Origin of the sequence: Frankia sp. CgMI4 (assembly GCF_001756285.1) — a bacterium.
GTDB classification, from domain to species: domain Bacteria; phylum Actinomycetota; class Actinomycetes; order Frankiales; family Frankiaceae; genus Frankia; species Frankia casuarinae.
Genome location: NZ_MAQZ01000060.1, coordinates 50,089 through 65,372, shown reverse-complemented (window position 1 = coordinate 65,372; position 15,284 = coordinate 50,089). Strand labels below are relative to the sequence as shown.

Sequence of the window (15,284 nt, the reverse complement as noted above, 5' to 3'; positions counted from 1 at the left end):
CAGCACCAGCGTCCTACGGAGGCCGACCGTGAAGGACATTCTCGAAGCGATCATTGCCCAGAGCCCTCCGTCGYCCGCCCGGCGGGCGGAGTTCGCATCCCTCCCGGTCCCCGAGTCCTACCGCGCCGTGGTCRTGCGCCGGGACGAAATCGGGATGTTCGAGGGCATGCCGTCCCGGGACAAGGACCCCCGCCGCTCCCTGCACGTAGACGACGTGCCGACCCCCGAGCTCGGTCCCGGCGAAGCCCTCATCGCGGTCATGGCCTCCTCCGTGAACTACAACACGGTCTGGACGTCGATCTTCGAGCCGATCCACACCTTCAACTTCCTCGAGCGCTACGGCCGAACCTCTCCGCTTGCATCCCGTCACAACCAGCCTTACCACGTTGTCGGCTCGGATCTGGCCGGAGTTGTGCTACGGACAGGGCCTGGCGTACAGGCCTGGTCCCCCGGGGACGAGGTCGTCGCCCACTGTCTGTCCGTGGAACTTGAGCGTCCCGACGBCCACAACGACACGATGCTGGATCCCGAGCAACGAATCTGGGGATTTGAGACGAATTTTGGYGGACTCGCCGAGCTCGCCCTGGTCAAGACCAACCAGCTCATGCCGAAACCCGCGCACCTGACCTGGGAGGAGGCGGCCGCACCCGGTCTGGTCAACTCGACCGCGTACCGCCAGCTGGTCTCGGTCAACGGCGCGAACATGAAGCAGGGCGACGTCGTTCTCGTCTGGGGCGCGTCCGGGGGCCTGGGCTCCTACGCCACCCAACTCGTGCTACGCGGCGGGGCCATCCCGGTCTGCATCGTCTCCTCGCCGGAAAAAGCCGACATATGCCGCTCCCTCGGCGCAGAGCTGATCATCGACCGCGCCGCCGAGGCCTATCAGTTCTGGAGTGACGAACACACCCAGAACCCCCGGGAATGGCAGCGGTTCGGCAAGCGCATCCGCGAGCTCACCGGCGGCGACGACCCCGACATCGTCCTCGAACACYCGGGCCGGGAAACCTTCGGCGCCTCCGTCTATGTGACCCGCCGCGGCGGAACTATCGCCACCTGCGCCTCCACCRGCGGTTTCCAGCACGAGTACGACAACCGGTACCTGTGGATGAATCTCAAGCGCATCGTCGGCTCGCACTTCGCCAACTACCGGGAGGCCTGGGAAGCCAACCGACTCATCATGCGCGGGATGATCCATCCGACCCTGTCCCGGGTCTACCCGCTTACCGAAACGGGGCAGRCCGCCTACGACGTGCACCGCAACCTCCACCAAGGGAAGGTGGGCGTGCTGTGTCTCGCCCCGGCCGAGGGGCTGGGTGTCCGCGACGAGGCACTCCGCTCCCGCCACCTGACCGCAATCAACCGGTTCCGCGGCGTATAAACCCGGAAATCGGCCAGGTCGACAGCCGGCTCCCCTCACGCTCGCATTGACCGTCTGAGATGCTGAGGTCCTATGACCGAACACACCGATCTCATCCCAATGGCCGGCGAGACCGACGGGCCCCCCGCCTTTGATCTGGTGCGCCGTGGCTACGACCCCAATCAGGTCACCCATCACGTGAACTGRCTCGTCGAGCAGCTACGCGAGGCCGAGGCGCACCGGGCGGCGGCGGAGGCGGCCGCGTCGGAGGCTGCGACCGAGGCGGCCCGGGTACGCGACGATCTGGCCGCCAACCGTCCCGCCTGGGAGGAGTTCGGTGGCCGCGTTACCCAGATCCTCCAGCTCGCCGAGGAGGAGGCGGCCACCGTTCGGGCTGAACGCACCCGGGAGGCCGATGCCCAACTCGAGGAGGCCCGCCGGATCGTCACCGAGGCCGAGCAGACCCGGGAGAAAACCCTGCGCGACGCCGACGAGCAGGCCGCGGCCATCGTCTCGACGGCCCGCGCGGAGGCCGAACGGATCGTCGAGGTCGCTCGGGCCGCGGCCGCGCAGGCCGAGGACGACTCGAAGCGTCGGCTGGCCGACCTCGAACGCCAACGCGAACAGGTGACCTCGCAGCTTGCCACCCTGCGTGACCAGGTGACGGCCCAGCTGGGCGCGCTGCGCGACAAGCTGACCGCCGCCTCCGCGTCGATCGCCTCCATCGAGGCACCGCCGCCTGAGGAGCGTAAGGCGCTCGGCAGCGAGCCGAACGCGTTGCCCGCGTCGGCGGCCTCCCGCGGGGTCTAGCCCGCACGGGAGACCGTCGTCTCGTGGGGTCAGCCGTCACGGACGCGCGGCCGGGCCGCTCGGCATCGGCGTTCCCAACACGGCCGGTGCCAGTGTCGACGGTCCTCGATCCGCTCGGGCGGCCAGACCACCACGTGAGCGGCGCCCGGAGTGATCTCATAATCACAACCGGGACACCGGTAGACCTTGGTGGTCGCCGCGCCGCTCGTCGGTCGCACACCCACTCACCGTCCCGCAGGACGACGACCGGATCCGGCATCCACCAGCCGACCGGGTGCCCGCGCTGCGCATCCGACGGCCGGGCCCAGCGTCGGCGCGCCTTCCTCGTCACCGCCCGCGAGCGGGTCTGCCCGATGCCCGGAACCGATCCCGCCGGGTGCGGGAACCCGAACCCGGGGTATCGCCGGCCGGCGGGCCCGCGACCCACTCGCCCCGGTCCACCACCTCGCCGTCAACGATCCGAGGCCGGTCATCCGCCGCCGGTCCGGCCGAGGAGGCCGTCGTGCGCCCGCCCGTCCCCGCCCCGAACCTCTCGCCCGTCCACCGCACCCGCCCGCCGACCCGCTCGAAGCCGGCCATCACGAGCGAGCGGGCGAGCTTGGCCTTGCGCACGGCCCCCGCCGGACTCGCCAGGGCGGACGACGCACCGATGAGCAGCTGGAAGCCGCGATCGCTGCCACGCCAGTGCTCACGCAGGATCGGCTCCCCGGCTCCGACGGCCAGCCGCCGGAAGGCGAACGCGATGACCGCGACGTCGTCGAGCTGACCCACCACCGGAATCGCGTTGGTCAGCCGGTTCTTCGGCGACACGAGGTACGCGAGCGCCGCGGCGGCCTCCACCTTCGCGGACTGCGGGACCCGCGGATCGGCGACGACCCGCCGCAGCAGCTGGACCAGATCGGGAAGGAACATCGTGACTTCCCGACTGAACGCTCGCACGGCGTCCCTGTCGAGCACGACCATCGCCGCTCCAGCCTCCTCCCGCGCGAATCGGGATTTCCCGCCGACCGTCGACATCCTAGTCCGCGCGGACAGAAGCGATCTTGTTCTCGGCGTGACGGGTGGGCTCAGCGCGGCGGGTGGTCGAGGAACCCCCGGCCGGTCTTGCGTCCCAGGAACCCAGYCCGGACCAGCTGTTCGAGCAGGGGTGCCGGGGCGTAGCCGGGCTCGCGGAACTGCGCGTACAACGAGCGCGTGATCGCGAGCGTGACATCGAGGCCGACGACGTCGGCGAGCGCGAAGGGGCCCAGCGGATGGCCGCAACCGACCGTCATCGCCGTGTCAACGTCCTCGATCGTCGCATAGTGCGCCTGGAGCATCTTCACTGCGTCGTTGAGATAGGGAAACAGCAGCGCGTTGACGATGAACCCCGCCCGGTCGGCGCAGAGCACCGGATGCCGCCCGGCCGCTCGGGACAGCGCCAGGACCGTGGCTGTCACGTCGTCGCCGGTGAGAACCGTGGGCACCACCTCGATCAGCTTCATCGCCGGGGCCGGGTTGAACCAGTGCATACCGATGACGTCCCGCGGCCGGCTGGTGGCCATGGCGCACTCGATGACCGGCARCGAGGACGTGGTGGTCGCCAGCACGGCGCCGGGCGCCGCGATCTTGTCCAGGTCGGCGAACAGCTCCMGCTTCACCGCCAGGTCCTCCACCACCGCCTCAAGCAGCAGCTCGCAGTGGCCGAGCTCACCCAGATCGGTCGTGCCGCGCACCCGGGYCAGAGCCGCCAGCCGGTCGGCGTCGGACAGCCGCCCCCTGGCCACCGACGCCGCCAACGACGACTCGATCTTCGCGAGGGTGGCGGCGAGGGTGCGCTCGCTCCGGGCCCGCAGGAGGACGTCGTGCCCGGACCGGGCCAGCACCTCCGCGATGCCACCCGCCATCGTGCCGCTCCCCACGACGCCGACCGAGCGCACCGGGCGGCCCCGCCCCAGGCGGTCGGCGAGCGGATCGACCGCGTCGACCACCTCGGAGGAGTCCGGTGCCGCGTAGGTGTAGAAACCACGACCGGTCTTGCGGCCGAGCAGGCCCGCGCGCACGAGCTGGCTCAGCAGCGGTGCCGGAGCGTGCAGGTGGTCACGGGACTGCCGGTACATCGAGTTGAGAATCTCGTGGGCGGCGTCCAGACCGATCAGATCGAGCAGGGCGAGCGGGCCCATCGGATGCCCGCACCCGAGCCGCATGGCCGCGTCAATGTCCTCCCGGGCCGCATACCGGGCCTCGAGCATGCGCACGGCGTTGTTGAGATAACCGAACAGCAGCGCGTTGACGATGAAGCCCGCCCGGTCCTCCGCGACGACCGCGGTCTTCCCCACGTCGTTGACCAGGCCGATCACCCCGGCCAGCACGGTCGGGTCGGTGACGACCGTGCGTACGACCTCCACCAGGCGCATCACCGGCGCCGGATTGAACCAGTGGGTGCCGAGCACCCGTTCCGGGCGGGCGGTGCCCGCCGCGAGTTCCGTTACCGACAGGGAGCTGGTGTTCGTCAGGAAGACGGTGGCCGGGGGGCAGATCTCGTCGAGTCGGGCGAAAAGCGCCTGTTTGGCGCTCATTCGTTCGTCGATCGCCTCGATCACCAGCTCGCAGTCGGCGACCGCCGCGAGCTCGGTGCCGAGACGCATGCGGGCCAGCACGGCCTCCCTGGTCGCGTCGTCGAGCTTGCCGTGGCGGCCCGCGCGGTCGAGGGAGTGCTCGACCCGGGCCCGGCTGCGGGCGAGCGCGTCGGCGTCACGCGCGATGCCGACGACCTCCAGACCGGCCTTCGCCAGCACCTCGGCGATGCCCGCGCCCATGGTGCCGAGCCCCACCACCCCGACCCGGCGGTGTCTCACCGCCTCGTCCCGGCTGTTCTCCGGCTTCTTCTCCTGGTTCGCGTTCTCCTGGTTCGCGGCCGGCCCCGTTCCCGATGTGGTTCCCGATACGGGCCTCTCGATCATGCCCAGGCTCCTCTACTTCGGCGCACGGGCCCCGGGCGACGGGTGGGCGTCGCGGGCCGGGCGGTGTCAGACGGCGAACGCCGCGATCCTCCCATATTCTCGAGACGCCGGCCCATGATCGCACTACGGGAACGGACCGGCCGCCGGACGGGGAAGCCGGACGGGCGGCCGTCGCAGGTTCGGCGGACCGGGCAGGCTCGGCGGAATCGCTTTCAGAAAAGCGTCGGAATGGACGGTTCGAGGCCCCGCAGCTCGTCATAGTCGACGACGGCGCAGCCCAGCCCCCGGTCCGCCGCCAGCAGCCGCGCCTGCGGGGTGATGGACTGCGCCGCGAGGATGCCGCGCACGGGATGCGGCAACGCCGGGTCGGCCTCCAGGCGGACAAGGTAACGGGTCAGCTGCTCCACCCCGTCGATCTCACCCCTGCGTTTGATCTCGACGGCGACCGTCGAGCCGTCCGCGTCGCGGCACAGCAGGTCGACCGGCCCGATGCCGGTCTCGTACTCGCGGCGCACCAGGGTGAGTCCGGGCGCGATCGCGTCGGGCCGGTCGGCGAGCAGCACCTGCAGATGCGCCTCCACCCCGTCCTTGCGCAGACCCGGGTCGACGCCGAGGTCGTGCGTGGAATCGTGCAGCACCTGTTCGAGGGTGATGACGAGCTGCTCGGCCGCGCGGTTGGTGACCCGCCAGACCCCGTCCGCCTCGGCGATGACGCACGGGGGACTCATCCAGTTGAGCGGCTTGTACGCTCGCCCGTCGGCGTGGATGGAGACGGATCCGTCCGCCTTGACGAGTACCAACCGGACGGCGCTCGGCAGATGTGCGGTGAGCCGACCGACGTAGTCCACGCTGCAGCGAGCGATGACGAGCCGCATGACGTCACGCTATCGCGGCCGTTTCCGGCGCCCGGCGGCGGTGGGACCGCCGCGCACCGGGCGATCGCCTGACGATCACCCGACATCGCCGCCGCGAGCCGCCACGAGGTCGTCCAGAATCCGGCATCGATCCACGTACCGGGCCGACAACCGGGCGGCGTCCTCGGGCGGCAACCGCCTCAGCCTGGCCGGATCGGCGTTGTCCTGTATGTCGGCCCGTTTCACGACGACGGCAAGCGGATCGGCGGCCACCCGGGCGAGATAGTCGGGCACCGGCTCGCCCTCCCGATGGGACAGCGCGTCGACCGCCGCGACGACCGGGGCCGGATAGCCCGCGGCCACGAGATCCGCGAGGGTGGTCTCGCTGTCCTCGACGACGTCGTGCAACACCRCCGCGAGCTGGGCGGCGTGGGCGTCCACCCCGGCGGTGGGAGCCGTGCGCGCGACTGCCGCCATCACGCGCAGCGGATGGCCGATGTACTCCTCACCGACCTTGTCCAGCTGACCGGCGTGCGCCCGGGTGRCCAGGGCGACGGCGTCGTGCAGGGTGGGCGTCGCGGCGCGGTGCGGACCGTCCGCCTCGCCATGACCGGGCCGCGCGTCGTCAATCCTGGTTGAGGGCACAGACCGACCGTACGACGTCGAGGGTGCCCCGGGCTGTCAAGGGTACCCCGGGCCCAYGGCGGTGCAGGTCACCCGGTGCAGGGCGGCGGGGAGACCTTCCACAGGGTGATCAGAGCGCTCGGAAGCACATCACAGGCCCGCGGGCCGTTGCGGACGATCGTCCAGGGCCCGGCTCCGATCCGCCGCCACACGTGCGGGTCGACCGGCGGCGTGGCCGGCCCTTGGACCTCGATGCGACCGATCGCCCAGTACTCGTCGTGCGCCGCGTCAACGCCCTCGACGGCGCCGAAGTACATCCCGTTCACGATCGTCACCTGCCGGGCGGAGATGGTGGAAGCACCCCCGGCCGCCTTGATCGAGTCGGCGACCRTCCACGACAGCGCGAGCCGCAGGGCATCCGGATCAGGCTCGTCGAGGACCCGCATCTGATGGGCCGTGCCCGGTCGGCGGGCGCCCTCCCACGGGGCGGTCCGCAGCGCGGGGGTCAGCTCCGGGGCGGGCGAGGTGGCGGTCCGAGGCGCATGCACGGTGCCGGACTGCCGGTCCGCGGTCACGTAGCCGATGGCCACGCCGAGCAGGACCGCGACCACGAACGCCACCGGGACCAGGACCGACCGGTACTCGCGCACCCCGGCCAGCCCGGCGGATCGCGCGCTCCGATCGCCGACGGCATTCACCCGCGCGGGCACCTCCACGTCCTRCACGCCTCCGTCCGGCATCACACCCTGCCAAGAGCCGGGCCCGTCACCCGAAAGCAGTACCCGATCAGCAGGTACCCGGCAAGCATGCCGCATCGCGTGTCCGCCCGGCACACGGGCGCGCCTGACATGACGGTGCGCAGCCACCCTGGTTCGTTCCGCTCCGGGCTCCGTCCCGATCGGGACGGAGCCCCTCCTGGCGGGCCTAGGTGGTGGTCGAACGGATGAGCCGCCCGGGCAACCCGCTCAGGCGTGGCCGACGTGCACCAGGTCGGCGGCCTCCTCGAACCGCAGCAACCCACCCAGCCGGTCCGCGACGAGCAGGCGTTCAAGCGGGCTCGGCACATCGACCAGCACCATCGAGCGGCCAGCGGCACGGGCTCGGCGAGCGCCGCCAAGCAGCACCCCCAGCGCGGCATGATCGCCGAGCTCCAGGCCCGCGACGTCAACGCGCAGCGGCCCGCTCCCATTGTCGATCGCCGCGTGCAGCAGGCTGCGTAGTGTCCCCACCGTCCGCACATCCACCCGGCCAACCACGCGGGCCGTCTGCGCGCAGCCGGCCCGCGTGTCCCCGGAGCACTCCAGACTCAACACGTTCACGCCGATGTTCATGTGATCTCCCGTCCCGGCCGTCCGGCGCCCCCGCTGTCGTGACGCCGTTGCTACCAGCTATCCGCGCCGATCGCGGGTAGCACTCAGGTGCGGCTCGCCCCGGGCGGACCGCGACGTACCCCCTCGTCTCCATCGAACTGTCGTCGTTCGGCCACAGAGAGGTCGGGCCGGTTACCTCAATGGTGGCAGCGGTTGACGGGCGATGTTTCCTCTGTCGGATTCCGTGGAGGTGTCGAGGCCCGGATCCAGGTCCGTCGCGAGGATGTCTGGGACGATGCAAGGTGGCGTCGAAGAGCGGCACGATCGGAGGTGCGGGATGCCCGCAACGGCCGGGGCACTTCTCCTCGAGCCGCTGATCGCGCTGCTGGCCGTCGGCCTGCTGATGGCGATCGGGCGCTGGGCCCATGCTCCGGCACGGCCGCGGCCGGCCGGTTCCGTCCCCGGCCACGACTTCGGTCTGCTCGTCCCGGTGGCCACCGTGGACACCCCCGCCGAGATCACTCGGCTCCGCGCGGCGCTGTGGGCGCGGGGTATCCGCTCGACCTGGGCCACGGCACCGGCCGGTCCGATTCGCATCGACGCCGCCGGGAACATCATCGCCCGGCCGCGGGACCGCCGCCACGTGCTCGTGTTCGGCACGGACGCGAACCGAGCCGCCCGTGCCCTCGTGAACCTGCTCGGCTCGCGCCAGTCGCCCACCTGACCCCGCCGGCCGGGCCGGCGGGGTCACGATGCCAGCGGGATCAGGCCGATGCCGGTGAAATCAGGCTACGGCGCGGTCGGAGACCCGGCGGATGTCGGCGCCGAGGTCCGTCATGTTCTCGACAAACCGGGCGTATCCCCGGTCGATGTGGTGGACGTCGCTTACCTCGGTGACGCCGTCCGCAACCAGGCCGGCGAGCACGAGACCCGCGCCGGCCCGCACGTCGGAGGCCGTCACCCGGGTGCCGGACAGCCGCGCGGTGGGCCGGACGATGACGTGGTGGCCGTCCGTACGCAGGTCGGCGCCGAGTTTGTGCAGCTCGCGGCAGAAGGCGAACCGGCTGTCGAAGATGTTCTCGGTGATCAGGGAGGTACCCCGGCTAACCGACTCCAACGCGATGATCTGCGGCAGCAGATCAGTCGGAAAGCCGGGGTACGGCAGCGTCACCACGTCGATCGACCGGGGTTGTCCCCGTCCGACGACCCGGAATCCGTCGTCCCGGACGTCGACCTCGGCACCGGCCTGCACCAGCTTCTCTAGGACGATGCTGAGGTGGGCGGCCTGACCGTGCCGGATCAGCACGTCGCCACCGGTCATCAGGGCGCCGATGGCGTACGTGCCGGCGACGATGCGGWCCGCCACCGTCCGGTGTTCCACCGAGGTKAGCTGGTCGACCCCGTCGATGATCAGTGTCGACGATCCCGCGCCGTCGATACGCCCGCCCATCGCCGTCAGCATCGCGCACAGGTCGGCAATCTCGGGTTCCTGGGCGGCATTGTCGATCACCGTCGTCCCCTTGGCGAGAACCCCGGCCATCAACAGGTTCTCGGTGGCGCCCACGCTGGGGAAGTCGAGCCAGATCGAGGCTCCCTGCAGCCTGCCGGAGCAGCGCGCGACGAGGACTCCGGACTCGACGTCAACCAGCGCACCGAGTTTGGTCAGGCCGTTGACATGAATGTCGAGCGCGCGCGATCCGATCGCGTCCCCACCGGGCAGGGCGACCCGCGCCTCCCCACGGCGGGCGACCAGCGGACCGAGCACCGCCACCGACGCCCTGATCTGCCGCACCAGCTCACCATCGGCCGCGACGCCCGGAGCCTGGGGCACCTCAATGCTCAGCCGCCCGCCGGCGGCGTCCCGCTCGACGGTCGCACCGAGCCCCGCCAGCACCTTGGACATCACCGACACGTCCAGGATGTCAGGAACGGCGGACAGCATCGTCCGGYCCGCGGCCAGCAGGCTCGCGGCCATCAGCTTCAATACCGAGTTCTTCGCGCCCGGGACGGCGACCTCGCCGGCCAGCCGGGTACCGCCTGTCACAACGAAGCGCTCCACGAACCTCGATGCTAGGTCCTGGCCTGAAGATCTTCACCGCCACCCGCCGGACCGACCGGCGCAACCCTGCGCGGTCGCCTCATTCCGCTGCGTCGGACGGAAGGACGGACACCCCGTCGTGGGTGCGGATAAACGGCTCGAGCCGTCCGGCCACCGCGTCCGCCACCCGGATTGCGAAAGCCGGCACAAACCGCGTACRGACCTCGTCGATCGACAACCAGCTGACCTCCGTCGCCTCCGCGGTGTCGGAAGCGATGACGCCGGTCGGATGGTGGCAGAGAAACACCATGGCAACCACGCCTAGGGGCATGTTGAGGTACACCCCGGTCAGGCGGACGGGTTCGACGACCRCACCCGTCTCCTCCTCGACCTCACGGCGCAGCCCGGTGTGCAGGGTCTCACCGCGTTCGAGCACCCCACCCGGGATCTGCCAGGCGCCGATGTCCCGGCGGCGGATGCATAGAATCAACCCTTTTTCGTTGAGTGTCACTCCGGCTACGCTCACCGAATGCATATGCGAAACGTACCAATTGCCAMGCGGAAGTCCAAGTGAACGGCGGCCTTTCTCAGCGGCTGGCGGAACTGCCCCCAGAGACCGACCCGGGGTTCGGCTCGGCCGCGCGGGCGTTGTTGACCGGGCCCGACGCGACCGACGAGGCCCTCACCGCGGCAGTCGAGAACCCCAATCTAGCGGAGCAGACGCGCTTCAACGCGTTCTACTGCCTGCAGGCTCGGGCCTGGCGCCGCAAGGACCATCGCCGCCATCGGGCCAACACCGATCGATACCAGGCCCGGTTCGGTCGGCATCCGATGTTCTTCTTCATGCAGGCCGAGTATTACGCCTCTCTCGACGGCGATCCGGCAAATCTCGACGCGGCGCTCACGTTCGCGCTCGAGGCGGTGGACCGGCTCGGCGGCGTGCCTGGCGTGCTGCATCTCGCCGCCGAGATTATCGCGGACCGCYACGAACGGGACCCCGACAACGATCCACGCCTACTGCTCGACGCTGAGCGGCACGTCCGGCAGGCCATCGCGCTCAGCGACGGGCATTATGCGCGCTATCATGCCACCCACGCGCGCATCGCGACCCTGCGAGGGGCGTTCGCGTCCGCGCGGGCCAGCATCGCCCGCGCGATCGAGGACGAGGACAGTACGGGCGCCGAATACGCGCTTCGCATCGGCGACTACCAGCTCATCCGGTCCAGGATCCAATACGCGCAGGAGGCTGAGCGGCTGAGCGCACGCCAAGAGGAGGCTTCCCGCGAGCTGCAGCAGATCCGGAGTCAGGTCCTGGAGATCATGGGGTTACTCGCGGCAGTGATCGCCTTCATCACCACCGCCGCGAACGTCGCTGCGGGGCAGCCGGCCCGACCGGCCGCCGGCCTTCTCACGCTCGCTGGCGGCGTGACGTTGCTCGTCTTCTGGGGCTTTCACGTCCTGCTCGTGGGGACCGAACCGGCCCGGCGTCGGGTCGTCGCGGCGGTCGTCGGGACGATACTCGTGGTGGCGGGGTTTCTCATGACGGAGTTCTCATGACCACGGTGGGGGCCAACGGGTGCGTGTGCTGCGGTCCATCAGCCGGTCGGACAAGCTCCACAATGAGGATGCCGCCGGTTCCCGCGCCGATGGCCTGTGGGTGATCGACGGAGCGACGCCGCTGCACGACGATCCGACGATCAGYGGCCGGTCCTCGGCGGCCTGGCTGAGCGGCGCGGCCGACGCCTTCCTCGCCACGGTCCCCTGGCGGGATAGATCCCTGCCCGAGGTGGTGCGGGAGCTGATCGCACATGTCCGCGCCGAGGGACGGCGCCTGGGGCTCGCCGCGGGTCGGTTCCCGACCGCCACGATCGCCCTCGCCCGGCAACGGGGCCCGCTACTCGATCTGTACCTCCTCGGGGACAGCCCGGTGCTGCTCCGTCATCCCGGCGGGGAGGTGGTCAGTTTCACCGATCCCCAGTTCGATGGGGTCGAAGAGGCGCTGCTCGAACCGGTCCGCGCCGAGCTGGCACGCGGCATCGATGTCGCGCAGGCCTACGGACGGGCACACACGATGACCCGCGAACGCCGCCGGCAGCGCAACACCGCGGCCGGGTCCTGGATCCTCGGTGACGTCACCGCTGCCGCCGACCACGCGTTCGTCACCACCATGCCGGTGGAACCCGGCACGGAGCTGGTGGCGCTGTCCGACGGCTACGCCCGGGCCGTCCGTCCCTTCAGCCTGGTCGCCGACGACGCGGCCCTTGTCGACGTGCTCGCCCGCGGCGAACAGGCCATACTGCTGGAACGGCTGCGGGCGGCGGAACGGGCCGACCCGGACTGCTCGCGGTTCCCCCGGTTCGGGATGAGCGACGACGCGACCGCGCTCTACGCCCGGATCTGACAACCCGGCCGCGCGGTCAACGACTGCCTAGAGTGGTCCCCATGGCAGTGCACCTGACTCGGATCTACACCCGCACCGGGGATGACGGTACGACGGCGCTGGGCGACATGTCGCGGGTGGCGAAGACCGATCCGCGGCTGGCCGCCTATGCCGACGTGGATGAGGCGAACGCCGCGATCGGCGTGGCCCTCGCCCTCGGCGGGCTTCCCGACGAGCTGCGGGCGGTGYTCGGCCAGGTCCAGAACGACCTCTTCGACGTCGGCGCGGATCTGTGCACCCCGGTCGACCCGGCGCCGGCCTACCCACCCCTGCGGATCACCGAGGCCTACGTGGAACGGCTCGAGGAGGCGTGTGACCGTTTCAACGCCGGCCTGCCGAAGCTGGCCTCCTTCATTCTTCCGGGAGGGACTGCCGGGGCGGCGCTGCTGCATGTCGCCCGCACGGTCGCCCGCCGGGCGGAACGGTCCGTCTGGGCCCTCCTCGAGGCCGAGCCGGACCGCACCGGCCCGCTGCYGGCCCGCTATCTCAACCGACTGTCGGACCTGCTGTTCATCCTCGCCCGGGTGGCGAACCCCGAGGGGGACGTGCTCTGGCGCCCGGGGGCGCACGCCTGAGACCCGCTCGATACCCGAGGGTCGCCAAGCCAGTCAACCGAATTGATGACTGACGATCATGAGTACCACGGTGCGCGTGAGGTACAGGACGCGGCAACGGGTCGCGGCCATGGCCGCGACCACCGGCCAGCAGATGCAGACGATCATCGGCCAGGCCGGCGAGGCCTACGAGCGCGAGCTGTTCTGGCGCGGCTTCGAGGAGGGGTACGACCGCCTCGCGACCGACTCGCTCGCCTGGGACGAGCTCGGTGCCGAGCGCTCCGCCGAGGCGGGGGGCGCTGCGGGCTGCCCTCCCACGTCGAGCTCGCGCCCGGCGGCACCGGTCTGCGCGAGACAAGCTACGCGAAGGTCGAGGACGTGAAATCGGTGTCCCAGCAGCGCTTTGGTCGCCGGCTCGGCGTCGTGGGTCCCGATCATCTGCTGCGGATGACCGAGGCCCTGCAGTTTCTGATGGGCCTGTAGGGCCCTGTCGCGACCTGTGACGTGACGCGAAAGACGCGTCCCCCGATGCGGAGAACGCGCCCTTGGCCGCGGGAAACTCAGGTCAGCTTCGCGGTCTCGGCGAGGATGCTGACACCCTGGTGTGTCACCGAGATGAAGCCGCCGTCCACCGAGGCCGAGATCTCCCGGCCACCGGTCTTGACCCGGACCGTTCCGCCCGGCGCCAGCAGACCCAGCAGCGGCACATGGCCGGGCAGCACGCCGAGATCACCGTCGGTGGTCCGGGCGACGACCATGTCGGCGTCGCCGGACCACACCTCCTGCTCGGGCGAGACAATCGCCACCCGGATCGGCATTACAGGTTCTCCGCGTTCTTCTCCGCGTCCTCGATGCCACCGCACATGAAGAACGCCTGCTCCGGCAGGTGGTCGAAGTCGCCCTGGGTGAGCCGCTTGAACGAGTCGRTCGTCTCGTCGAGCGGGACGAACTTGCCGGGGATGCCGGTGAACTGCTCGGCCACGAAGAACGGCTGCGACAGGAACCGCTGGATCCGCCGCGCCCGGTTGACGAGAATCTTGTCCTCTTCGGAGAGCTCATCGATACCGAGGATGGCGATGATGTCCTGCAGGTCCTTGTAGCGCTGCAGGATCCGCTGCACCTCACGGGCCGTGTCGTAGTGCTCCTGCCCGAGATAGCGCGCGTCCAGGATCCGGGAGTTGGAGTCGAGCGGGCTCACCGCCGGGTAGATACCCAGGTCGGAGATGGCCCGGTCGAGCACGGTGGTGGCGTCGAGGTGGGTGAACGTCGTCGCCGGCGCCGGGTCGGTCAGGTCGTCCGCGGGCACGTAGATGGCCTGCAGCGAGGTGATCGAGTGGCCCCGGGTCGAGGTGATGCGCTCCTGGAGCACACCCATCTCGTCGGCCAGCGTCGGCTGGTAGCCGACGGCGCTGGGCATCCGGCCGAGCAGCGTGGAGACCTCGGATCCGGCCTGGGTGAACCGGAAGATGTTGTCGATGAACAGCAGCACGTCCTGCTTCTGGACGTCCCGGAAGTACTCGGCCATCGTGAGCGCGCCGAGCGCGACCCGCAGCCGGGTACCCGGCGGCTCGTCCATCTGGCCGAACACCAGCGCGGTGTCCTCGATGACGCCGGCCTCGGTCATCTCCAGGAACAGGTCGTTGCCCTCACGGGTACGCTCGCCGACCCCGGYGAACACCGAGACGCCACCGAACTCCTTGGCGACCCGGCGGATCATCTCCTGGATGATGACGGTCTTGCCGACGCCGGCACCGCCGAACAGGCCGATCTTCCCGCCGCGCACGTACGGCGCGAGCAGGTCGATGACCTTGATGCCGGTGGTGAACATCTCGGTCTTCGACTCGAGCTGGTCGAACGCCGGCGCCGACCGGTGGATCGGCCAGTACGTCTCGGCCTCGATCTGCTTCACGTCGAGCGGCGTGCCAAGCACGTTGAACACGTGGCCCTTGGTGGCGTCGCCGACCGGGACCGAGATCGGCGCGCCGGTGTCGTGGACGGGCGCGCCCCGGACGAGACCGTCGGTCTGCTGCATGGAGATGGCCCGCACGGTGTTGTCACCGATGTGCTGGGCGACCTCGAGCGTCAGCGTCAGCGTCTCATCGCCGATGGTCCGGTCGACCTGCAGTGCCTGGTAGATCTCGGGGAGTTCGTCGGGAGCGAACTCCACGTCGACAACCGGTCCGATGACTCGGGCGACCCGGCCGATCCCCGGGGTCCGGCCCGGTGCCGTGGCCGGCGAGCTGGTGGTGACGGTCATGGCGTCCTCAGTTTCCGATCAATGCCCGCCGCCGCAGCCTCGGGCTCGCGTTCGCTGGCACCTGGGRCGGAACGGCCCGCGTCGCGCGCGCTCCGCCT

18 protein-coding genes and 1 pseudogene are annotated in these 15,284 nt (G+C 70.4%); 8 read left to right on the top strand and 11 right to left on the bottom strand.

What is annotated here, in order from left to right; genetic code table 11:
- Positions 1–28 precede the first annotated feature (28 nt).
- Together ccrA and Manayef4_RS08880 are read left to right on the top strand one after the other, a co-directional pair.
- On the top strand, positions 29–1,378 hold the full coding sequence (gene ccrA / locus Manayef4_RS08885) for a crotonyl-CoA carboxylase/reductase (RefSeq protein ID WP_070131272.1): 1,350 nt from the start codon (positions 29–31) through the stop codon (positions 1,376–1,378).
- A gap of 72 nt (positions 1,379–1,450) precedes the next feature.
- Positions 1,451–2,167, top strand: a complete 717-nt coding sequence (locus tag Manayef4_RS08880) for a sugar-binding protein (RefSeq protein ID WP_070131271.1) — start codon at positions 1,451–1,453, stop codon at positions 2,165–2,167.
- A 29-nt stretch (positions 2,168–2,196) separates the two neighbouring features.
- Here Manayef4_RS08880 and Manayef4_RS26465 read toward each other — a convergent pair.
- From Manayef4_RS26465 to Manayef4_RS08850, 7 genes and pseudogenes are all read right to left on the bottom strand, one after another.
- A pseudogene (locus Manayef4_RS26465) lies at positions 2,197–2,426 on the bottom strand (hypothetical protein).
- A 68-nt stretch (positions 2,427–2,494) separates the two neighbouring features.
- Positions 2,495–3,130 (bottom strand): DUF1232 domain-containing protein, encoded by a 636-nt coding sequence (locus Manayef4_RS08875; protein ID WP_011438069.1) that lies wholly within the window; start codon positions 3,128–3,130, stop codon positions 2,495–2,497.
- A 104-nt stretch (positions 3,131–3,234) separates the two neighbouring features.
- Positions 3,235–5,109, bottom strand: coding sequence for a 3-hydroxybutyryl-CoA dehydrogenase (locus Manayef4_RS08870; protein WP_083282361.1), 1,875 nt, complete (start codon positions 5,107–5,109; stop codon positions 3,235–3,237).
- 212 nt (positions 5,110–5,321) lie between these two features.
- A complete protein-coding gene (nucS, locus tag Manayef4_RS08865; protein WP_011438071.1) occupies positions 5,322–5,984 on the bottom strand; it encodes an endonuclease NucS in 663 nt (220 codons plus the stop codon).
- 75 nt (positions 5,985–6,059) lie between these two features.
- Entirely contained in the window at positions 6,060–6,608 is a 549-nt protein-coding gene (locus Manayef4_RS08860; RefSeq protein ID WP_070131270.1) for an HD domain-containing protein, read from the bottom strand.
- A 68-nt stretch (positions 6,609–6,676) separates the two neighbouring features.
- A complete protein-coding gene (locus Manayef4_RS08855) occupies positions 6,677–7,303 on the bottom strand; it encodes a hypothetical protein (protein WP_254665542.1) in 627 nt (208 codons plus the stop codon).
- 249 nt (positions 7,304–7,552) lie between these two features.
- Positions 7,553–7,918 (bottom strand): STAS domain-containing protein, encoded by a 366-nt coding sequence (locus tag Manayef4_RS08850; protein ID WP_011438074.1) that lies wholly within the window; start codon positions 7,916–7,918, stop codon positions 7,553–7,555.
- Between the two features lie 316 nt (positions 7,919–8,234).
- On the opposite strand from Manayef4_RS08850, the gene Manayef4_RS08845 reads away from it, so the two are divergent.
- A complete protein-coding gene (locus Manayef4_RS08845; protein ID WP_011438075.1) occupies positions 8,235–8,621 on the top strand; it encodes a hypothetical protein in 387 nt (128 codons plus the stop codon).
- Positions 8,622–8,681: 60 nt separating this feature from the next.
- On the opposite strand, the gene murA is transcribed toward Manayef4_RS08845, so the two are convergent.
- Together murA and Manayef4_RS08835 are read right to left on the bottom strand one after the other, a co-directional pair.
- Positions 8,682–9,956, bottom strand: a complete 1,275-nt coding sequence (gene murA, locus Manayef4_RS08840) for a UDP-N-acetylglucosamine 1-carboxyvinyltransferase (RefSeq protein ID WP_254665541.1) — start codon at positions 9,954–9,956, stop codon at positions 8,682–8,684.
- Positions 9,957–10,035: 79 nt separating this feature from the next.
- A complete protein-coding gene (locus Manayef4_RS08835) occupies positions 10,036–10,470 on the bottom strand; it encodes an NUDIX hydrolase (RefSeq protein WP_070131268.1) in 435 nt (144 codons plus the stop codon).
- 35 nt (positions 10,471–10,505) lie between these two features.
- Between Manayef4_RS08835 and Manayef4_RS08830 the strand changes: the two genes are divergently transcribed.
- The 5 genes from Manayef4_RS08830 to Manayef4_RS08810 all read left to right on the top strand — a co-directional run bounded on the left by Manayef4_RS08830 (position 10,506) and on the right by Manayef4_RS08810 (position 13,412).
- Complete coding sequence (locus Manayef4_RS08830; protein WP_070131267.1) at positions 10,506–11,492, top strand: hypothetical protein; 987 nt, start codon at positions 10,506–10,508, stop codon at positions 11,490–11,492.
- Positions 11,493–11,511: 19 nt separating this feature from the next.
- Positions 11,512–12,336 (top strand): protein phosphatase 2C domain-containing protein, encoded by an 825-nt coding sequence (locus Manayef4_RS08825; protein ID WP_011438079.1) that lies wholly within the window; start codon positions 11,512–11,514, stop codon positions 12,334–12,336.
- Positions 12,337–12,377: 41 nt separating this feature from the next.
- A complete protein-coding gene (locus Manayef4_RS08820; protein WP_070131266.1) occupies positions 12,378–12,950 on the top strand; it encodes a cob(I)yrinic acid a,c-diamide adenosyltransferase in 573 nt (190 codons plus the stop codon).
- A gap of 76 nt (positions 12,951–13,026) precedes the next feature.
- On the top strand, positions 13,027–13,311 hold the full coding sequence (locus tag Manayef4_RS08815; protein ID WP_235187116.1) for a hypothetical protein: 285 nt from the start codon (positions 13,027–13,029) through the stop codon (positions 13,309–13,311).
- Positions 13,236–13,412 (top strand): type II toxin-antitoxin system PemK/MazF family toxin, encoded by a 177-nt coding sequence (locus Manayef4_RS08810; protein ID WP_235463143.1) that lies wholly within the window; start codon positions 13,236–13,238, stop codon positions 13,410–13,412. The genes Manayef4_RS08815 and Manayef4_RS08810 overlap by 76 nt, the downstream gene beginning before the upstream one ends.
- Positions 13,413–13,489: 77 nt before the next feature.
- Here the strand turns inward: Manayef4_RS08810 and Manayef4_RS08805 are convergent, their stop codons facing one another.
- Together Manayef4_RS08805 and atpD are read right to left on the bottom strand one after the other, a co-directional pair.
- Positions 13,490–13,747 carry a F0F1 ATP synthase subunit epsilon gene (locus Manayef4_RS08805; protein ID WP_011438082.1) on the bottom strand — a complete coding sequence of 86 codons (258 nt, stop codon included), beginning with the start codon at positions 13,745–13,747 and terminating at the stop codon, positions 13,490–13,492.
- Entirely contained in the window at positions 13,747–15,186 is a 1,440-nt protein-coding gene (atpD, locus tag Manayef4_RS08800; protein WP_070131265.1) for a F0F1 ATP synthase subunit beta, read from the bottom strand. The genes Manayef4_RS08805 and atpD overlap by 1 nt, the downstream gene beginning before the upstream one ends.
- Between the last annotated feature and the right edge of the window lie 98 nt (positions 15,187–15,284).